14 protein-coding genes are annotated in these 18,008 nt (G+C 73.9%); 7 read left to right on the top strand and 7 right to left on the bottom strand.

All coding sequences use genetic code 11. The features are described 5' to 3' along the window. Window positions 1-205: 205 nt before the first annotated feature. The 5 genes from hutI to FXF52_RS11090 are packed head-to-tail and all read right to left on the bottom strand — an operon-like array spanning window position 206 to window position 6,553. Complete coding sequence (gene hutI, locus FXF52_RS11110; protein ID WP_255471845.1) at window positions 206-1,489, bottom strand: imidazolonepropionase; 1,284 nt, start codon at window positions 1,487-1,489, stop codon at window positions 206-208. Next, on the bottom strand, window positions 1,486-2,838 hold the full coding sequence (locus FXF52_RS11105) for a formimidoylglutamate deiminase (RefSeq protein ID WP_148796240.1): 1,353 nt from the start codon (window positions 2,836-2,838) through the stop codon (window positions 1,486-1,488). The genes hutI and FXF52_RS11105 overlap by 4 nt, the downstream gene beginning before the upstream one ends. Beyond that, entirely contained in the window at window positions 2,835-4,034 is a 1,200-nt protein-coding gene (locus FXF52_RS11100; protein ID WP_148796130.1) for an allantoate amidohydrolase, read from the bottom strand. Before FXF52_RS11100 ends, FXF52_RS11105 begins: the two co-directional genes overlap by 4 nt. Further along, window positions 4,031-5,695: a urocanate hydratase gene (hutU, locus tag FXF52_RS11095; RefSeq protein WP_148796128.1), complete on the bottom strand. Its 1,665-nt coding sequence runs from the start codon at window positions 5,693-5,695 to the stop codon at window positions 4,031-4,033. The genes FXF52_RS11100 and hutU overlap by 4 nt, the downstream gene beginning before the upstream one ends. A gap of 12 nt (window positions 5,696-5,707) precedes the next feature. Further along, window positions 5,708-6,553, bottom strand: coding sequence for a MurR/RpiR family transcriptional regulator (locus FXF52_RS11090; protein ID WP_148796126.1), 846 nt, complete (start codon window positions 6,551-6,553; stop codon window positions 5,708-5,710). Between the two features lie 151 nt (window positions 6,554-6,704). Here FXF52_RS11090 and FXF52_RS11085 point away from each other — a divergent pair, with 151 nt between their 5' ends. Continuing rightward, on the top strand, window positions 6,705-8,585 hold the full coding sequence (locus FXF52_RS11085; protein ID WP_148796124.1) for a trypsin-like peptidase domain-containing protein: 1,881 nt from the start codon (window positions 6,705-6,707) through the stop codon (window positions 8,583-8,585). 27 nt (window positions 8,586-8,612) lie between these two features. On the opposite strand, the gene FXF52_RS11080 is transcribed toward FXF52_RS11085, so the two are convergent. Then, complete coding sequence (locus FXF52_RS11080; RefSeq protein ID WP_255471844.1) at window positions 8,613-9,458, bottom strand: glycosyltransferase family 2 protein; 846 nt, start codon at window positions 9,456-9,458, stop codon at window positions 8,613-8,615. Window positions 9,459-9,873: 415 nt separating this feature from the next. Here FXF52_RS11080 and FXF52_RS11075 point away from each other — a divergent pair, with 415 nt between their 5' ends. Genes FXF52_RS11075 through FXF52_RS11055 form a run of 5 tightly spaced genes read left to right on the top strand, consistent with a single transcriptional unit; the run spans window position 9,874 to window position 15,933 of the window. Then, entirely contained in the window at window positions 9,874-11,349 is a 1,476-nt protein-coding gene (locus FXF52_RS11075) for an O-antigen ligase (RefSeq protein ID WP_148796121.1), read from the top strand. Next, the gene (locus tag FXF52_RS11070) at window positions 11,346-12,239 is read left to right on the top strand and encodes a glycosyltransferase (protein WP_148796119.1); all 894 of its coding nucleotides are present in this window, start codon (window positions 11,346-11,348) and stop codon (window positions 12,237-12,239) included. The genes FXF52_RS11075 and FXF52_RS11070 overlap by 4 nt, the downstream gene beginning before the upstream one ends. Beyond that, window positions 12,220-13,614: a lipopolysaccharide biosynthesis protein gene (locus FXF52_RS11065; protein WP_148796117.1), complete on the top strand. Its 1,395-nt coding sequence runs from the start codon at window positions 12,220-12,222 to the stop codon at window positions 13,612-13,614. The genes FXF52_RS11070 and FXF52_RS11065 overlap by 20 nt, the downstream gene beginning before the upstream one ends. After that, entirely contained in the window at window positions 13,604-14,782 is a 1,179-nt protein-coding gene (locus FXF52_RS11060) for a polysaccharide pyruvyl transferase family protein (protein WP_148796114.1), read from the top strand. The genes FXF52_RS11065 and FXF52_RS11060 overlap by 11 nt, the downstream gene beginning before the upstream one ends. Next, window positions 14,779-15,933, top strand: coding sequence for an endo-1,4-beta-xylanase (locus FXF52_RS11055; RefSeq protein WP_255471843.1), 1,155 nt, complete (start codon window positions 14,779-14,781; stop codon window positions 15,931-15,933). The genes FXF52_RS11060 and FXF52_RS11055 overlap by 4 nt, the downstream gene beginning before the upstream one ends. Before the next feature lie 30 nt (window positions 15,934-15,963). Here the strand turns inward: FXF52_RS11055 and FXF52_RS11050 are convergent, their stop codons facing one another. Beyond that, a complete protein-coding gene (locus FXF52_RS11050) occupies window positions 15,964-17,040 on the bottom strand; it encodes an LCP family protein (RefSeq protein WP_148796112.1) in 1,077 nt (358 codons plus the stop codon). Between the two features lie 126 nt (window positions 17,041-17,166). Between FXF52_RS11050 and FXF52_RS11045 the strand changes: the two genes are divergently transcribed. Continuing rightward, the gene (locus tag FXF52_RS11045) at window positions 17,167-18,000 is read left to right on the top strand and encodes a class I SAM-dependent methyltransferase (protein ID WP_148796110.1); all 834 of its coding nucleotides are present in this window, start codon (window positions 17,167-17,169) and stop codon (window positions 17,998-18,000) included. Window positions 18,001-18,008 lie beyond the last annotated feature (8 nt).

Here is an 18,008-nt window from a genome sequence, read left to right as displayed (position 1 = left end):
CCCATGTCGCACACCGGCTGCCGGGTGGCGTCCGCGTCCCGTTTCGTGGCTTCTCGGGGCCGTGTCTGCTGACGCGGATTCCAGGGTCCGGGGCTGAGGAAGCACCCCGGAGTGGGTCTTCTGACCTGTGTACAACGTAGATCCCTCCCTTCAGAGGTTTCTGGGGCTGGTCAACCACCCTGTAGGACCGAACAAGTACGGTCCCTCAGGGCCGAGAAGTTGACTGCGGCACTCCGGTGTGCAGAACCTGGCGGATCAAGGGAACCCCCGGCCGGTAGGCCAGGTGCAGGTGGGACGGGGCGTCGAGGATCAACAGGTCGGCCCGGGCGCCAGGCGCCAACCGGCCGACGTCGCGGCGGCGCAGCGCCGCCGCCCCGCCGGCGGTCGCGGCCCAGACCGCCTCCGCCGGGGTCATCCGCATCTCGCGTACGGCCAGCGCGATGCAGAACGGCATCGACGACGTGTACGACGACCCGGGGTTGCAGTCGGTGGCCAGCGCCACGGTCACCCCCGCGTCGAGCAGCCGCCGGGCGTCCGGGTACGGCGACCGGGTGGAGAACTCCGCCCCGGGCAGCAGGGTGGCGACCGTGGTGGTGTGCTGACCCTCGGCGCACATGCAGTCGATGCGGTGCGAGGCGAGGGCGTCGACGTCGGCGTCGGACAGGTGGGTGCAGTGGTCCACGCTGGCCGCGCCCAGCTCCACTCCGAGCTGCACGCCCGGGCCGGGGCCGAGCTGGTTGGCGTGCACCCGTACGCCCAGCCCGACCGCCTGCCCGCAGGCGAGGATCGCGCGGGCGTGGTCCACGTCGAAGGCGCCCCGCTCGCAGAACACGTCGATCCAGCGGGCGTACGGGGCGGCGGCGGCCAGCATCGGCCCGCACACCATGCCGACGTAGTCGTCGGGGCGGTCGGCGTACTCGGCGGGGACGACGTGCGCGCCGAGGAACGTGGTGTCCTCGGTGAACTCGGCGGCGATCCGCAGCGAGCGGGCCTCGTCGGCGACGGTGAGCCCGTACCCGCTCTTGATCTCGATGGTGGTGGTGCCCTGCCGCATCGCCTCGCCGCGCAGCCGGTGCACGGTGGCCCGCAGCTCGTCGTCGGAGGCGGCGCGGGTGGCGCCGACGGTGGTGCGGATGCCGCCTCCGGTGTACGGCTCGCCGGCCATCCGGGCGGCGAACTCGGCGGCCCGGTCCCCGGCGAAGACCAGGTGGGCGTGGCTGTCCACGAACCCGGGCAGCACGGCGGCGCCGGCGGCGTCGATCCGCCGGTCGGCGGCCGGGGCGCCCCGGGCCGGCCCGATCCAGGCCACCACCCCGTCCTCGACCAGCAGCGCGGCGTTCCGTCGGATGCCGAGCGGCCCGCCCTCGCCCTCGCCGAAGCTGTTGGTGACCAGCTCGCCGATGTTGTCCACCAGCAGGCTGCCGGTGTGGCGCACCGCGGGCCGGGCCGGGTCGCCCGGTCGCACCGGCCGCTGCGGGAAGCCGGTCATGAGGTCACCTCCGCGATGGCGGCCTGCAGCTCGGCGGGAACGTCCACGGTCAGGTGCCGGCCGTCGGCGACCACGGTGCGCCCGTCGACGACCACGTGCGTGACGTCGGCCGCGCCGGCCGCGAAGATCGCCCCGACCGGCGGCACGGCGGCGGTGCGGGCGCTGTCCAGCCGTACGGTGACCAGGTCGGCTCGGCCCCCGACGGACAGCCGGCCGGCGTCGCCCCAGCCCAGCGCGGCGTGCCCGGCGACGGTGGCGGCGGCGAGCAGCTCGGCGGCGGTGAAGTGCCCCCGCCGGCGGGTACGCAGCCGCTCGTCCAGCTCCACCGCGCGGGCCTCCTCGAAGAGGTCGACCACCGCGTGGCTGTCGCTGCCGAGGCTGAGCGGGCTGCCCGCCTCGGCCATCCGGCGGGCCGGCCCGATCCCGTCGGCCAGATCCCGCTCGGTGGTGGGGCACAGGCAGATCCCGGTCCGGCTCTCCCCGAGCAGGGCGATGTCCGCGCTGGTCGGGTGGGTGGCGTGCACCGCGGTGGTGTGCCGGCCGAGCACCCCGTGGTCGGCCAGCAGCCGGGTCGGGGTGCAGCCGTGCACGGCCCGGCAGGCGTCGTTCTCGGCCGGCTGCTCGGAGAGGTGCACGTGCAGCGGCACGCCGTTGCGGTCCGCCCAGCCGGCCACGGTGGCGAGCTGCTCCGCCGGCACCGCGCGCACCGAGTGGATCGCCGCGCCCACCCGGGCGTGGTCGTTCTCCGGGCGGAACGCGCTCACCCGCTCCGCCCAGCGCAGCGCGTCCCCGTCGCCGAACCGCCGCTGCGGCCCGGTCAGCGGCGCGCCGTCCACCCCGGCGGTCAGGTACGCGGTGTCCAGCAGCGTGATCCGGATGCCCGCGTGCGCAGCCGCCTCGACCAGCGCCGCCGACATCGCGTTCGGGTCGGCGTACGGGGTGCCGTCCGGGCCGTGGTGCAGGTAGTGGAACTCCCCGACGCAGGTGATCCCGGCGAGCGCCATCTCCGCGTACGCGGCCCGGGCCAGGGCCAGGTACGACTCCGGGTCGAGCCGGGGGGCCACGGCGTACATGACGTCCCGCCAGCTCCAGAAGTCGCCCCGCCCGTAGTGGGTACGCCCGCGCAGCGCCCGGTGGAAGGCGTGCGAGTGGGCGTTGGCCAGGCCCGGCAGGGTGAGCCCGGGCAGCCGTACCGCGTCGCGCAGCACCTCGACCCCGGCGGCCGGCGTGCCGCCGCCGACCAGCGGGGTGACCGCGGTGATCCGGCCACCCTCGGCCTCGATCAGCACGTCGGGCGTGGGTTCGGCCTGGTCGGGCAGCCAGGCGTACTCGGCCAGCCAGCGGGTCAGCGGCATGCCAGCTCCTCCAGCACCCGGGCCAGGGCGGTCACCCCGGCGGCGCAGTCGGCGTCGGTGGCGGATTCGGCGGGGGAGTGTGACACCCCGGTCGGGTTGCGGACGAAGAGCATCGCGGTGGGCAGGTGCGCGGCCAGCACCCCCGCGTCGTGCCCCGCCCCGGTGGGCAGCACCGGCGCGTCGAGCAGCCGGGCCAGCCGGTCGGCCAGCCCGCCGTCGAACGCCACCAGCGGGGTGGCCGACTCCTCGGTGCAGGTCAGCTCGGTGCCGTCCCGGCGCGCCCGCTCGGCGGCCTTGGCCCGCACCGCCTCGACCAGGCCGTGCAGCGTCTCCGGCTCGGCCGCCCGGGCGTCCAGCCAGCCGGTCACCCGCGACGGGATCGCGTTGGTGGCGTTCGGCTCGACGGCCACCCGGCCGATCGTGGCGTGCGCGTCGCGCAGCCGGGCCTCCTTGTTCGCCGCCAGCACGGTGAACGCGTAGGTGAGCATCGGGTCGCGGCGGTCGGCCATCCGGGTCGTACCCGCGTGGTTGCCCTCGCCGTGGAAGTCGAGGCGCCAGCGGCCGTGCGGCCAGATCGCGCTGGCCACCGCGACCGGCGCGCCCTGGTCGACCAGCGCGCGGCCCTGCTCCACGTGCAGCTCCACGAAGGCCGCGAAGCGACCGAGCAGGCCCGGGTCGGCGCCCGCCGGCCGGTCGCCCAGCGCCTCGGCGAAGCTCACCCCGGCCGCGTCGCGCAGCCCGGCCGCGCGCTCTACCGCGATCTCCCCGGTGAGCAGCCGCGACCCCAGGCAGGGTACGCCGAAGCGGCCCCCCTCCTCCTCCACGAACGCGGCCACCGCCACCGGCCGGACCGGGGCGACGCCGGCCGCCCGCAGCTCGTCCACGGCGAGGAACGCGGTGACGATCCCGAGCGGCCCGTCGTACGCGCCGCCGTGCGGCACCGAGTCGAAGTGGCTGCCGGTGAGCACCGCGTCCCCGGCCGCCGGGTCGCCCCACCAGGCGAACAGGTTGCCGTTGCCGTCCTCGGTGACCGGCATGCCGCGCTGCCCGGCCTGCTCCCGGAACCACGCGCGCAGCGTGAGCTCCGGCTCGGTCAGGGCGTACCGCAGGTAGCCGCCGCTGCCCGCGTCCCGCCCGACGGGGGCCAGCTCGTCCCACAGCTTGCGGAACCGCACGGCGAGATCGCTCACGCCGTACCCTCCGTGCCCTCCGCCATGGGCACCCGGACGCCGGTGCGGGCGGCGACCTCGCGGGCGTCGTCGTAGCCGGCGTCGACGTGCCGGATGACGCCCATGGCTGGGTCGTTGGTGAGCACCCGCTCGATCTTCTGCCCCGCCAGGGCGCTGCCGTCGGCGACGCAGACCTGCCCGGCGTGGATGGACCGGCCGATGCCCACCCCGCCGCCGTGGTGGATGGACACCCACGACGCCCCGCTGGCCGTGTTGACCAGCGCGTTGAGCAGCGGCCAGTCGGCGATCGCGTCGGAGCCGTCGGCCATCGCCTCGGTCTCCCGGTAGGGGCTCGCCACGCTGCCGCAGTCCAGGTGGTCCCGGCCGATCACCACCGGCGCGCTCAGCTCGCCGGCGGCGACCATCTCGTTGAACCGCACCCCGGCCTTGTCCCGCTCGCCGTAGCCGAGCCAGCAGATCCGGGCCGGCAGGCCCTGGAAGGCCACCCGCTCGCCCGCCATCCGGATCCACCGCGCCAGGGACTCGTTCTCGGGGAACAGGTCGAGGATGGCCCGGTCGGTGGCCGCGATGTCCTTCGGGTCACCGGAGAGCGCCGCCCAGCGGAACGGGCCCTTGCCCTCGCAGAACAGCGGCCGGATGTACGCCGGCACGAAGCCGGGGAAGTCGAAGGCGCGCTCGTAGCCGCCGAGCTTCGCCTCGCCGCGGATCGAGTTGCCGTAGTCGAAGACCTCTGCGCCGGCGTCGAGGAAGCCGACCATCGCCTCGACGTGCTTCGCCATCGACGCCCGCGCCCGGTCGGTGAACTCGGCCGGCTTCGCCGCCGCGTAGTCGCGGGCGTCGGCCAGCTCCACCCCCTCCGGCAGGTACGACAGCGGGTCGTGCGCGCTGGTCTGGTCGGTGACGATGTCGATGGCGACGCCCCGGCGCAGCAGCTCCGGGAAGACGGTGGCCGCGTTGCCCACCACCCCGACGCTGAGCGCCCGCCGGTCCCGTTTCGCGGCGAGCGCCCGCTCGACCGCGTCGTCCAGCGACTCGGCGATCTCGTCCAGGTAGCGGTCGTGCGCCCGGCGCTCCAGCCGGCTGCGGTCCACGTCCACGATCAGGCACGCGCCGCCGTTCATGGTGACCGCGAGGGGCTGCGCCCCACCCATCCCGCCGCAGCCGGCGGTCAGCGTGAGGGTGCCGGCGAGGCTTCCCCCGAAGCGCTTCGCCGCCACCGCGGCGAACGTCTCGTACGTGCCCTGGAGGATGCCCTGGGTGCCGATGTAGATCCAGGAGCCGGCGGTCATCTGCCCGTACATGGTCAGGCCGAGCTGCTCCAGCCGGCGGAACTCCGGCCAGGTGGCCCAGTCGCCGACCAGGTTGGAGTTGGCCAGCAGCACCCGGGGCGCCCACTCGTGGGTACGCATGACGCCCACCGGACGGCCGGACTGCACCAGCATCGTCTCGTCGTCGCGCAGGTCGGTCAGCGTCCGGACCAGCGCGTGGTACGACGGCCAGTCCCGCGCGGCCTTGCCGGTGCCGCCGTAGACCACCAGGTCCTCGGGGCGCTCGGCCACCTCCGGGTCGAGGTTGTTCATCAGCATCCGCAGGGCGGCCTCCTGCGGCCACCCCTTGGCGGTGCGTGTGGTGCCGCGGGCGGCGCGGACGGGCTGGTGCATTGCGTACTCCTCTCAGCCGAGGAACAACTGACGGCGGGCGGCGGACGACTCGAACGCCTCGAGTCGGGCCTGGGTCTCGGCCGGGGTGGCGTCGCAGATCGCCTGGAGCACCACCATGGCCAGGGTCATCGGTGCGGTGTGCAGGTCGAAGACCAGGTCGGTGCCGACGGCGGCGGGGAGCACCACCTCGGCGTGGTCGGTGGCCGGGCTCACCGGGGAGTCGGTGATCGCCACGACGGTCAGCCCGGCGTCCCGGGCCTCGCGCAGCGCGTCCAGGGTCTCCCGGGGATAGCGGGGTAGCACGAACGCGAGCAGCGCGCTCGCCCCGGCGGCGGCGGCCTGTTCGAGCCGGTCGGCGAGGAGGCTGCCCCCGTCGTCGAGCACCCGCACGTCCGGGTGCACCTTCGCGGCGAAGTACGCGAAGTACGCGGCCAGCGGCGCGGCGGCGCGCAGCCCGAGCACCGGCAGCGGGCGGCTGGCCGCGAGCAGCTTCCCCACCTCCGCGATCCGGTCGGCGTCGGCGAGTTGGGTGGCGAGCCGGTCGAGGTTGCCCATCTCGGCACGGACCGCCCGCTGCAGGGCGTTGCCGGCGTCGGCCGGGTCGGCCGCGCCGGTGGCGGTCAGTTCCCGCAGTCGGCGGCGCAGCGCGGGGTAGCCGTCGTGGCCGAGCGCCATCGCGAACCGGGTCACCGACGGCTGGCTCACCCCGGCCAGCTCGGCGACCTCGGCCGCGGACAGGTACGCCGCCGCGGCCGCGTGCTGCACCAGGCAGTGCGCGATCCGGCGCTGGGTCGGGGTGAGCCGCACGCCGTGGAACAGGTCGAGCAGCGGCTCGCCGGACGCCGCTCCTTCATTCATGCCGTGACTCTATGCATGAAAACTTTCAGAACGCAACCTCCGGCCCGCCGACGGGACCCGGCCGGGCCAGCCGGTGCCCCTCGACCGGAGGACGAGAGCGCGGGCGGGCTCTCTGTACTATCCGCACGGCGAGTGAACAGAGGAGTTGGGCATGCAGCCGGTTGGTCCGTACAGGTTCACCGAGGCGCTCGGCGTCTGCCAGGTGGGTACGGCGTGGTGGGCCGTCGACGGACAGGACCGGCTGGTGACGGTGGCCGTGCTCGAGGGCGCCGCGGCCGCCGACCAGCCCTGGCGGCAGGCGTTCGCCAACGCGGCCAACGCGATGGCCCAGGCCCCGGGCGGGCAGCGCTACGTCAACGCCGACTTCGCCGCCGCGCGGCCCTGGGCGGCGTACGCGTCGGAGGAAGGGATGGGCGCGCAACGCCTGTTCCAGACCCTCGGCATGGAGCTGCAGCCGGCCGAGTCGGAGGCGGAGGTGCTGATCCCGGCCACCGGCACCGTCGCCCAACCGCCGCAGCCCGTCTCCGGGGCCCCGGTCTCCGGCACGCCCACCCCGACGTCCGGCGCTCCGCTGCCGTGGGCGATGCACGCCACCGCGGTGCCGCAGCAGCCGGTCGAGGCCGCGCCGATCTCGCCGGCCCGGCCCGTGCTGCCCACCGAGGCGCCGCCGGCCGACCCGTTCGCCGACCCGTTCGCCGACCCGGCCCGCCGCATCCAGCCCTCGCCCGCGCCGACGCGGTCACGTGGACTGCGGGCGGCGCTCGTCGCCGGGCTCGTCGTCCTGTTGGCCGCCGCCGGCACCGGCGCCCTGCTGTGGGCGAACTCGGGCGAGGAGTCGTCCCCGAACCGGCCGGACCCGGGCACCGGGTTCGCCACGACGCCCGCGACGGCGTCGGCCAGCGCGCCCGGACTCAAGCCCTGGGCCCAGGCGGCGCCGTACAGCCCGGAGGAGCGGGCGCTGGCGATCGCCGCGCCGTCCCTGGTGTTCGTCGAGGCGAGCTTCACCGGCTTCCTCCGCAACACCAAGACCGGCGCTCCGATCAGCCCGACCCCCGTCACCTTCAAGCGGCGCTGCTCCGGCTTCGTGGTGAACTCCGACGGCACGGTGCTCACCAACGGCCAGTGCGTACGGCCGACCGACGAGTCGGCCCGCGAGCGGGCCCTCTACACGCTGGGCCGGATCCTCGTCGACCAGAAGCGACTCGCCCCCACCGGTCTCGACGGTTACGTCCGGTCCAAGCTGGCCGTCACCCGGTTCACCGGCACCGACCCCGCCGCACCCTTCACCAGCCAGGTGTCGGCGCAGTTCAACGTTGCCCGGGGCGACCTGGCCACCAGCCCGGCGATTCCCGGCGAGGTGGTGCGGGTGCTGGAACCCGACGCCGGCAACCTCGCCGTCGTCAAGCTGCCCCAGGCGAAGCTGCCCGCTGTCGAACTGGCCACCGCGGCCCCGCCCGGTCCGGGCACCGTGCTGCTGGTGCTGGGCTACCAGACCACCGACACCGCCTTCCGTGGCGCCCGGTTCACCCTTGACTCCAAGGTGGTCCAGGTGACCGGCACCGGCAACCAGGGCAGCGTCGCCGTCCAGCGGGTCAACGACGGCCTCGGGATCTACTCACACGGCGGCATCGCCGTGGACACCGCCGGCCGGGTCGTCGGCGTGCTCGACAGCGACCGTGCCGCCGACGGCGGGGCGAACCGGGCCCTGGTGCCGGTCTCCACCGTCACCGGGCTGCTCACCGAGGCGGGGGTCGACAACACCCTCTCGGCCACCGACAAGCTCTACCGCAGCGGCCTCGACGCCTGGTTCAGCGGGCGGACCGCCACCGCGGTCTCCCACCTGGACGCGGTCGCCGACGCCCAGCCGACGAACCTGCTCGCGCAGGCGTACCGGCAGAGCGCCGCCGACCGGGACCGGCTCGAGGCCGACGAGCCGAGCCCCTCCGCGCTGCCGGCCGTCATCTTCGCCGCGCTGGGCGGGGCGCTGGTGGTCGGGCTGCTCGCCCTGCTCCTGCGGCGTCGGCAGCGCTGACCGCCCCGGCGGCGGGCTGCGGGACCGTCACCGGGTGGAGTTGTCCCGGCCCCAGCCGTCGCGTGGATGGCGGCGAGCCCGCAGCGCCGCAACCAGGGTCAGCGTGACGTAGATCGCCGCCGCCGGGGCCAACCACGGCCGAGGCAGCACCACGTCCCGCAACCACGACGAGCGGGCGGACGAGCGGACCCCGGTGTGGGTGGCGCGCAGCATCGTGTTGCCGGCCCGGACCCGGGCCAGGGTGCGGACCAGGTCCGGGGTCCGACGGGGCGCCTGCACGTACGACGTCGCGGCCGTCACCTCACACTTCTCCGTCGAGGAGAAGAGCGAGTCGAGGAACAGGTCGTCGGCGATCTCCCCGGGAAAGGCGTCGAAGCGGGCCCGTCCCGCCGCGGACACCCCCACCGTGCCGCGACCGAACAACGCGTCGCCGAAGATGGGCAGCCGGGTGTTCACCGCGTAGTAGGCCCGCACCGGCAGGGAACGCCCACCGGTGACCATCTCCCGGCGCGGGGTCACGGCGAGCGGCGCCGGCCCGTCGACGGTGAGCGCCTCGGCCATCCGGCGCAACGCGCCCGGGCTCAGCACCACGTCCGCGTCCATATAGAACCGCGGGAATCCCCGCGCGACCGCGTCGCCGGCGTTCAGCGCCCGGGCCTTGCCGGCCTCCGCCAGCTCCACCACCCGCACCCCTTGGCGGGCGGCGGCGACCTCGGCGGTGGCATCGGTGCAGCCGTTGGCGACGACGACGATGTCCAGCTCACCGGGCTCGGCGTCGGCGAGCAGCGCGTCGAGGCAACCGCCGATCACGGTCGCCTCGTTGTGCGCGGCGATCACCACGCTGATCGATCTCGGCTCACTCGGTTCCGGCACGCGTCCACACTTTCGCGAGGGGCGGCCCGGGTGGGATCCGATCCGTCGGTCGCGGCGGACCCGGGCCGTGAACGGCTGCCAGCTTGCCGGACCGGTCGCGCTGGCCGCAAGGCGTGTGACGTATCGGGCAGAGAGCGCGCCAAGCGGGAAAGTCGGATCAGCCGGATCGGTCGGAAGTGCCTGCTGAAAGCCCAGCTCGGCGGCCGGAGATGCGGTCTGGGCCACACTGTGCGGGGCATCGCGGTGCCGTACCCCGCTGATATCGTCCTTCTGTTTTCCGGGCCCGAACACCAACCAGACACCATGGACGGTGGTCAGGTGCCTACCGCCGCCGCCACGGCGTGGTCGTGGGCCCGACACCGACCGGGCCGACGACGGATCGACCGCACCGGCGGTCGGGTCGTGGCGACAGACCATGGGAGACACACGCCCGATGGAGACGCTGACCCACCCGGCCCGGGATCCGGCACCGGCCACCGTGCCGCCGGGCACTTTGGCGTCCCGGATCGAGCGCCTCGCCCGCCTCGCCGTCATCGGGGCCCTGGCGCTGATCGCGGTCAAGCCCCTGTTCGACCTCGGTGAGTCGAAGGCGGGCGACAGCGTCGACCTCGGCGTCATCACCACGGTCGTGGGTGCCCTGCTGATGCTGGCCGCGCTCGCCGCGGCAGTGCTCGCGGGTCGCCGGCTGCCCGCCCGTGCCCTGCTGTTCATGCTGGTGGCGCTCGTCGCCATGCTCGTCATATCCGGCATCGCCTACCTGGCTGCCCCGGCCCGCGCGGACCTGCTCGCCCTCTTCGACGTCCGCCGCTACTCGATCTACGGGCCCCACCTGGAGCCCACCTCGGCCATTCCGGCCGAAGCGCTGCGGCTGGTCGTCGGGTTCGCCCCGCTGGCCCTGCTCGGCCTGATGCTGCTGCAGCGGGACTGGATCCCGCAGCGCTGGCTGGCCCTGGTCGCCGGGGTCGTGGTGGCCGGGGCGGTCGTGCACTGCGTACTGGCCTGGCTGCAGGTGGCCGGGGTGATCCCGTACTCCTTCTACTTCGAGCTGCCGGGGCAGAAGATCGGCCGGGCGTCCGGCGGCTACTACCACCCGATGTCGCTCGGGCGGCTGCTCATGTTCGCGGTGTTCATGATCTACGTCCTGGGTCCGCGACTGCGCGTGCGTACCGCGGTGCGGTACGCACTGATCGCCCTCTTCGTCGCCACCGGGATCGTGTCGCTGCACCGCTTCACCATCGTGTGCCTGGCCGTCATCGTGGCGGCGTTCGAGGCGAGGCGGCTCCGCGGGTGGCGGGCCGGCGCGGCACGCCGGCGACTGCCCCTGGCCGTCGTCGGGGGAGCGGCCGTCGTCGTCGGGCTGGCCGGGGCGTTGAGCAGCGCCACCATCCGGAACAAGGCCCGGGTGACCCTCACCGAGGTGGGGTCGCTGGACGTCCGCTCCGACACCTTCATGCACGGCCGGGGCGCCATCTGGAACGACGTGGCCGAGATCCTCCACCGCTCCCCGTTCGACGTGTGGCTGTTCGGCTTCGGCTACGAGCCGTGGGACATGCACAACGACTGGCTGCGGGTCCTCGTCATCTGGGGCGTGGTCGGGGTGGGCCTGACCCTCGCCGTCCTGGTGGGCCTCTACCGGCTGGTCGGGGCCCGGATCAGCCGGGCCGGCCGGCTGCCCCTGGTCGTGCTGTTCGCCACCCTGGTCCTGTTCGGGCTGACCCAGAAGCCGCTGGCCTACCCGTACTTCCTCTGGCTCTTCGTCTTCGGCCTGCTGCTGATCCTCAGCGTCGACCAGGAGACCGGCGAGACGGCGGCGGAGCACGGCGCGCAGCACCGCCCCACCGCGCAGCACGGCGCCGACGTCGGCCCGGTGACGGAGGAGGCAGGCCGATGAGCTCCTGGTCCTCGACGTCGCTGCGGGACCACGGTGAGGAGCTCCCCGACCGCAGCCTTACCCGCCCGCTCGGTCGGCAGCTGGCCTTGCCGGTCGACAGACCGCGAGTGGTGCCCACCTTCTCGGTCTGCATCGTCGTCCGGGACCGCGCCGTCCTGCTGGTCAACGCGGTGCGGTCCGTGCTCGCGAACAACTTCCCCGACTTCGAGGTCGTCGTCGTCGACGACGGCTCCCAGGTGCCGGTCACGCAGGTGATGGACGAGGCGATGCTCTCCTCCGACGCCCGGGTCAGAGTGGTCGCCCAGCCACCCACCGGCATCGCCCAGGCCCGCAACCTCGCCCTGCGCACCTCGACCGGCCGGTACGTCACCGTGCTCGACTCCGACGACGAGCTGTCCGTGGACGCGCTCGCCCGGCTGCACCACCTGATCACCACCACCGGGGCGAGCTGGATCTACACCGACTATCGCGAGGTCAGCGGGGGGCGGAGCCAGGTCATCCGACTGCCCGAGTACGCCACACCGGGCCGCATGCTGCTGGGCGTGCTGACCCGGCCCCGGCTTCCGTTCAAGCACTCGGGCACCACCATCGATCGGCGGGTGCTGGACCACATCGGCGGATACGACGAGAGCTTCCGGCTCTTCGAGGACATCGAGCTGGTGCTGCGCGCGCTGCGGGCCGGGGTTCACCCGCGCCGGTTGGCGCACCCGGTCGTGCAGTTCCGCCGCCACGACGGCAACGTCACCCGGGGCCGGATGGGCGGGCTGGGGTTCTGGTTCCGCCTCGTCGACATGTACCGGCCCTCGCGGGTGCCCGGGAGCGGCCTGGGCATCAAGGCCCTGCGTACGCTGAGCGAAGCGGGGAAGTGGCTTGTCACCCTCGGCCGTTGAGCTGCGCACCGGCGACCCGGCCCGGCCCCGACGGGCCCGCAACCGGCTGGTCACCATGCTCGTGCACCTCGGCATGCTGGGGCTCAGCCAGGTCGGGGTGACGATCGCCGCGTTCGGCACGCAGATCCTGCTGGCTCGCAGCCTCTCCCAGGCCGCCTTCGGCACGTTCACCACCGCGCTGGCGCTGATCTCGCTGACCGCCCCGCTGGCCGTGTTCGGCGTCTCCGAACTCTGGTTGCAGCAGTTCGGGCAGCAGGGCACCGGGGCGTACCGTTGGGTGCGCCCCGCCCTGCGCGCGGTCGCCGGCTGCTGCGCACTGATCGTCGCGGCGGTGCTGCTGTGGGGTGTCGTCGCGCTGCCCGACTCGCGGACGGCGACCGTCCGCGTCCTGCTGGCCGCCGTCGTGCTCGCCCAGGCCGCGCTGGGGCTGGTCGCCTCGGTGCAGCAGTTGCGGGGCGACTATCGGGGGCTCTCCGCGCTGCAACTCGCGCCGCACCTGGGCCGCGTGGCGGTGGTGCTCGGGGTGTGGGCGTTCGGCCTCGGCGTGGTCGCCGCGGCGGCCGGCTACGCCGCCGTCGCCCTGTTGACCGTGCTGGCCAGCCTGCTGGTGATGCGCCCGTTCATCCGCGGCACGATGCCGCTGGAGGGCCATCCCCGGCCCGCCGGCCCGGCCCCGGCGGCCCAGCCGGTCGCGGTACGCGCCGTGCTCGGCGCCGCCCTGCCCTTCGTCCTGGGCAACGTCTTCTACCTGCTCGGCATGTACCTCGGCACGGTGGTGGCCGGCGAGTTCCTCAGCCCCGAGGCGGCCGCCCTGCTGTCCGTGCCGATGTCCGTCCTGGCCGCCGTCTACCTGGTGCCCCGGGTCGTCTACCAGCAGTACTTCCTCGCCAAGCTGCACCGCTGGGCCGGCTCCGACCGGGACGCCATCCTGCTGGCCTACCGCTACGGCGGGGCCGGCATGGTCGTGCTCGGGGCGGCCGTCGCGGCGATGGTGGCGGTCGCCGCCGGCCCGGTGCTGCCCCTCCTGCTCGGCCCGGAGTACGCCGACTCGGCGGACGTCCTCGCCGTACTGGCGCTGGCCATCCCGTTCCGGTTCGGTGGCGCGGCCGTGGCGTCCCTGCTCACCAGCGGCGGCCTGCTCCGCCGCAAGGTCGCATACCAGGGCGCCGGTGCGGCGGTCTACCTGGCCGCCCTGGCGGTCGCCACGCCGCTGTGGGGCATCATGGGTGCGGCGACCGCCACCGTCGTCGCCGAGGTCGCGCTCTGCTGCCTGTTCTGGGTCGCGGTGCGCCGGCGGGTGGTCCGAGACGCGGCTCTACCGTCCTGGCGGGACGTCCGGCGGCGCCTGACAAGGGAGGGTTCCCGTGCGTCCTGAACCGGCGCCCGCCGCCCGGCGTCCCCTGGTCGTCGGCTACTACGGCATGGACAACGTCGGCGACAACGCCTTCTGCGTGGTCCTGGACTGGGCGATGCGGGTCTACTGGGGAGCCCGAGAGCCCATCTTCGCCGCGCCGCCGCTGGTGGACCTGCCCGAGGACCGCACCGGGATGGACCCCCGCTGGTACGCCCGGTCCGGTGTGACCGGCCGGGCCGGCACCCTGCTCAACAAGGCCGCCCTGCTCCGGCACTCCTCGATGGTGGTCTTCGGCGGCGGTTCGGTGTTCCGCGAGATGGGCCCGCTCAGCGAGAAGAAGCTCTTCTCGCTCTTCTCCCGGGTGTCCGGCCACCCGATGGCGGCCGTCGGTGTCTCCGTCGGGCCGTTCCTCTCGTCGGCCGCCGAGCGGCGGCTGCTCGAGGTGCTGCGCCGGATCGACTTCATCGGCGTCCGCGACCTCGCCTCCGCGGAACTGCTGCGCGGCGCCGACTACCCGGGCCGGCTCGTACCCGCCGGGGACCTCGCAGGCCTGCTGCCCGAGGCGCTCGGCGAGCCGGTCCCGACCGGCGCCCCCCGCGCCGCCCCGCGCGGCCGGGCCCGGCTCGGGGTGACCCTGCTCGGGGTGGACTACGAGGCCGCCGACGAGGAGTCGCGGCTGCGGGAGGACGCCCTAATCGAGGGCGTACGGGCCCTAGTGCTCAAGGAGCCGGTCGACCTGACGGTGTTCGTGTTCAACACCCATCCGGTGCACGGCGACGAACGGGTCAGCCAGCGGCTGCAGGCCGCCGTGGACGGGCTCTGCGACGTGCGGACGGTGACCGCCCGGGACGGCGTACGGGCGTGCTGGGACGAGATGAAGCGGTGCGACCTGGGCCTGCACATGCGGCTGCACGGCGCCGTCTTTGCCTACCTGGCCGGCGTGCCGTTCACCCTGGTGCCATACCAGAAGAAGTGCGACGACTTCCTGGACGAGATCGCCCAGCCGGCGGCGCGGCGACTCGCGCGGGTGCCCCGGGACCCGGCGGAGGTGTCCCGGATACTGGCCGCAATGCTCACCGACGACGCGGTGCCCGGCCTGGCCCGGGCGGACTTCGCCGACCGGGCCCGGCTGAACTTCACCCGGGCGCCGTGGGCGCTCGACGCCGCCGCGGACCCGTCGACGCGGTGACGGAGGCTCCCCGCCGCCCCGGCCGGCCGATCCTGATCCTCGCGGCGACCCTGGTGGTCAGCGCCGTCCTGCTGGCGGCCCTGGTGGTCGTCACCGCCAGCGGGCACGAGCGCTCCGCCGGCCCGTCCGCCGCCAGCTCCCCGACGCCCTCGGCCGCGCCAACTCCAGAACGCGACAACTTGCGCGACCTCATGCCGCCCGGGGTCCGGATCGGCACGGCCATCGACGGCCGGGCGCTGAACCTCGACCCCGCCTATCGGGACGTGCTGGCGTCCGAGTTCGACACGGTGACGGCCGAGAACGCGATGAAGTGGCGCAACCTGGAGCCGTCGGAGGGCGTGTACACCTGGGTCGGTGCCGACCAACTCGTCGACCTCGCCCAGCGCAACCGGCAGTCCGTGTACGGCCACACCCTGGTCTGGCACACCGACGTGCCGCAGTGGGTCTCGCCGGACTGGTCGCCGGAACGGCTCCGCGCGGTGCTGCGGGCCCACATCACCGCCGTGGTCTCCCGTTACCGGGACCGGGTGTGGGCCTGGGACGTGGTCAACGAGGTGCTGGCGGAGGACGGCACCCTCCGGGACACCCTGTGGTTACGCAAGCTCGGCCCCGGCTACATCGCGGACGCCTTCCGGTGGGCGCACGCGGCCGACCCCGGCGCGCGCCTGTTCATCAACGACTACGGCGTCGAGGGCCGGACCCGCAAGGCCGACGCCCTGCTGAAGCTGGTCCGGGACCTACGCGCCCAGGGGGTGCCGGTCGACGGGGTGGGCTTCCAGAGCCACCTGGAGTGGAACCGGCCGCCCAAGGACTTCGCCGGCAACCTGCAGCGCTTCGCCGCGCTGGGCGTCTCCGTCGCCGTCACCGAACTCGACGTCCGGATCAAGCTGCCGGCCAGCCCGGAGAAGCTGCACCAGCAGGCCACCGTCTACCGTGACGTGCTGGCGGCCTGCCTGTCCGTATCCGCCTGTGTGTCGCTCACCGTCTGGGGCTTCACCGACGCTCGCAGCTGGATACCTGGCTACCACCGCGGCTATGGCGCGGCCTGCCTGTTGGACGCCCAGTTCCGGCCGAAACCTGCGCACCAGGCCATGATCGAGTTGCTCGGCACGCGTCGGCCCCGCGGCCTGCCGGCATCCCCCGGCGGCTGACCGCCGGGGGACACCAGCCGGCCGCTACGGTCACTGCCGCGCGCTGCCCACGATCTCCTTGACGGCGTCGCGCCGCACCGCGTCGTAGAACGACTGCGCCTTCGCGGTGTCCGGGAACACGACGCTCTCGCTGCCGACCCGGCCGGTGCCCTTCGTCGGGCTGGTGAAGAAGAACAGGTTGCCGCCGCGCAGGTTGCGCAGGTCGGTGGCCATGTCCAGCAGCGACATCCCCTTGTCCACCGACACCGCTGACGACGACGCCCGGACGAAGTCGTTGAGCTTGCCCGGGTTGGTGAGGATGCCTCCGGAGGCGGCCTTGTCGAGGATCGCCCTGATCACCTGCTGCTGGTGTCGGATCCGGGCGAAGTCGCCGTCCGGGAACTGCTTGCGCTGCCGCGAGTAGTCGAGGGCGGTCTCCCCGTCCATGTGCTGCGGGCCCTTGGCGAACTTCCGGAACGGCGGGTGGATCGAGGTGAACGCCCGTTCGGAGTCGATCTCGACGCCCCCGATGGCGTCGATGATGTCCCTGAACCCGGCGAAGTCGATGATCGCCACGTGGTCGATCCGTACGCGGGTGAACTGCTCGACGGTCTGCACCATCAGCGGCACCCCGCCCCAGGCGTACGCGGCGTTGATCTTCGCGTCGCGGTCGCCGTGCTTGCCGTCCTTCGACCGCGGCACGTGCACCCAGGTGTCCCGCGGAATAGCGATCAGCTCCGCGCTCTTCCGGTCCTTCGGCAGGTGGGCGATGATGATCGTGTCCGACCGGGAGCCCTGGGTGCTGTCCGGGTCCCGCGAGTCGCTGCCCAGGACCAGGATGTTCATCGCGCCCTTGGCGGCGACCGGCGGCCGGGCCTCCTGCGGCACCCCCTCGAAGGCGTCGACCCGCTCGACCCGCGAATCCACCGAACGCAGGTAGAAGGCGCCCGCCCCGACGCCGCCCAAGCCCAGCAACGCCACCACCAGCAGCGTGATCAGCGCGATCCGCCGGCCCCGTCGCCGGCGCCGCGGCGGCGCCGGATCCCTCTCCGAGCCCTCGTGTTCCACTTCGGACGACTGGGCGGGCTCGTCCGGCGCGGCGACGACAAGCTGCTGCTGATCTGACATGTGGGCGATGCTACTGAGTCACGTTCCGGCGCGCGGGCCCCTCCTCCGACCGGCCACCCACCGGCCATCCGGACGGCGACAAAACTTTCCTCGCCAGTCGTCCCCCAACCTGGTACAACCGCACAGGTGGACGCAACGAAGCTCCGTCGGGCCATCGCCCGCACCCGGCTGGCGCCGGTCGCCGCCTTTCCGACCCGCCTGGCCAAGGTCGCCAAGCACGACGCCAAGGTGCTGCGCACCTCCGCCCGCTGGCTGCTCACCTCCCGGGAGCATCACAACTACACGTACGACCTGACCACGCTCAGCCGGCACCACCTCGCCTGGTTCGTCAGCGTGGTGTGCGACGTCCCCGTCGGGCAGGTGCGCGCCTGGTTCGCCGAGCTGGAAGGCGACGACAAGCTACGCGGGCACATCGAGACCGCCACCGCCACCGCGTCCCGGCGCGGCCTGGCCGACCGGCACGTCCGCTACGCCCGCCGGATCGGCTGGTACGCCATCGTCCGCGCCCGCAAACCCGCCCACGTCGTGGAGACCGGCGTGGACAAGGGCCTCGGCAGCTGCGTCCTGGCCGCCGCCCTGCTCCGCAACGCCGCCGAAGGACACCCCGGCCGGCTCACCTCGCTCGACATCAACCCCGAGGCCGGCTACCTCGCCCGGGCCACACCCTGGGCCGAGGTGGTCGACCTCGTCATCGGCGACTCCATCGCCTCCATCAACGCGCTGGACCGGCCGGTCGACCTTTTCCTGCACGACAGCGACCACAGCCGGGTGCACGAGCAGCGCGAGTTCGAGACGATCGAGGCGAAACTCGCACCCGACGCGATGCTGCTCACCGACAACGCCACGGCCACCAACGTCCTGGCCCAGCATGCCGAACGCACCGGCCGGCGCTTCCTCGCATACCGGGAGACCCCGGCCCGGCACTGGTACCCGGGCGACGGGATCGGCGTCGCCTGGTGACCCGGCCG

It is taken from the genome of Micromonospora sp. MP36, from assembly GCF_008119785.1.
GTDB lineage: Bacteria > Actinomycetota > Actinomycetes > Mycobacteriales > Micromonosporaceae > Micromonospora.
The sequence above is the reverse complement of the archived record's forward strand: the minus strand, read 5'-3'. Positions and strand labels throughout refer to the sequence as shown.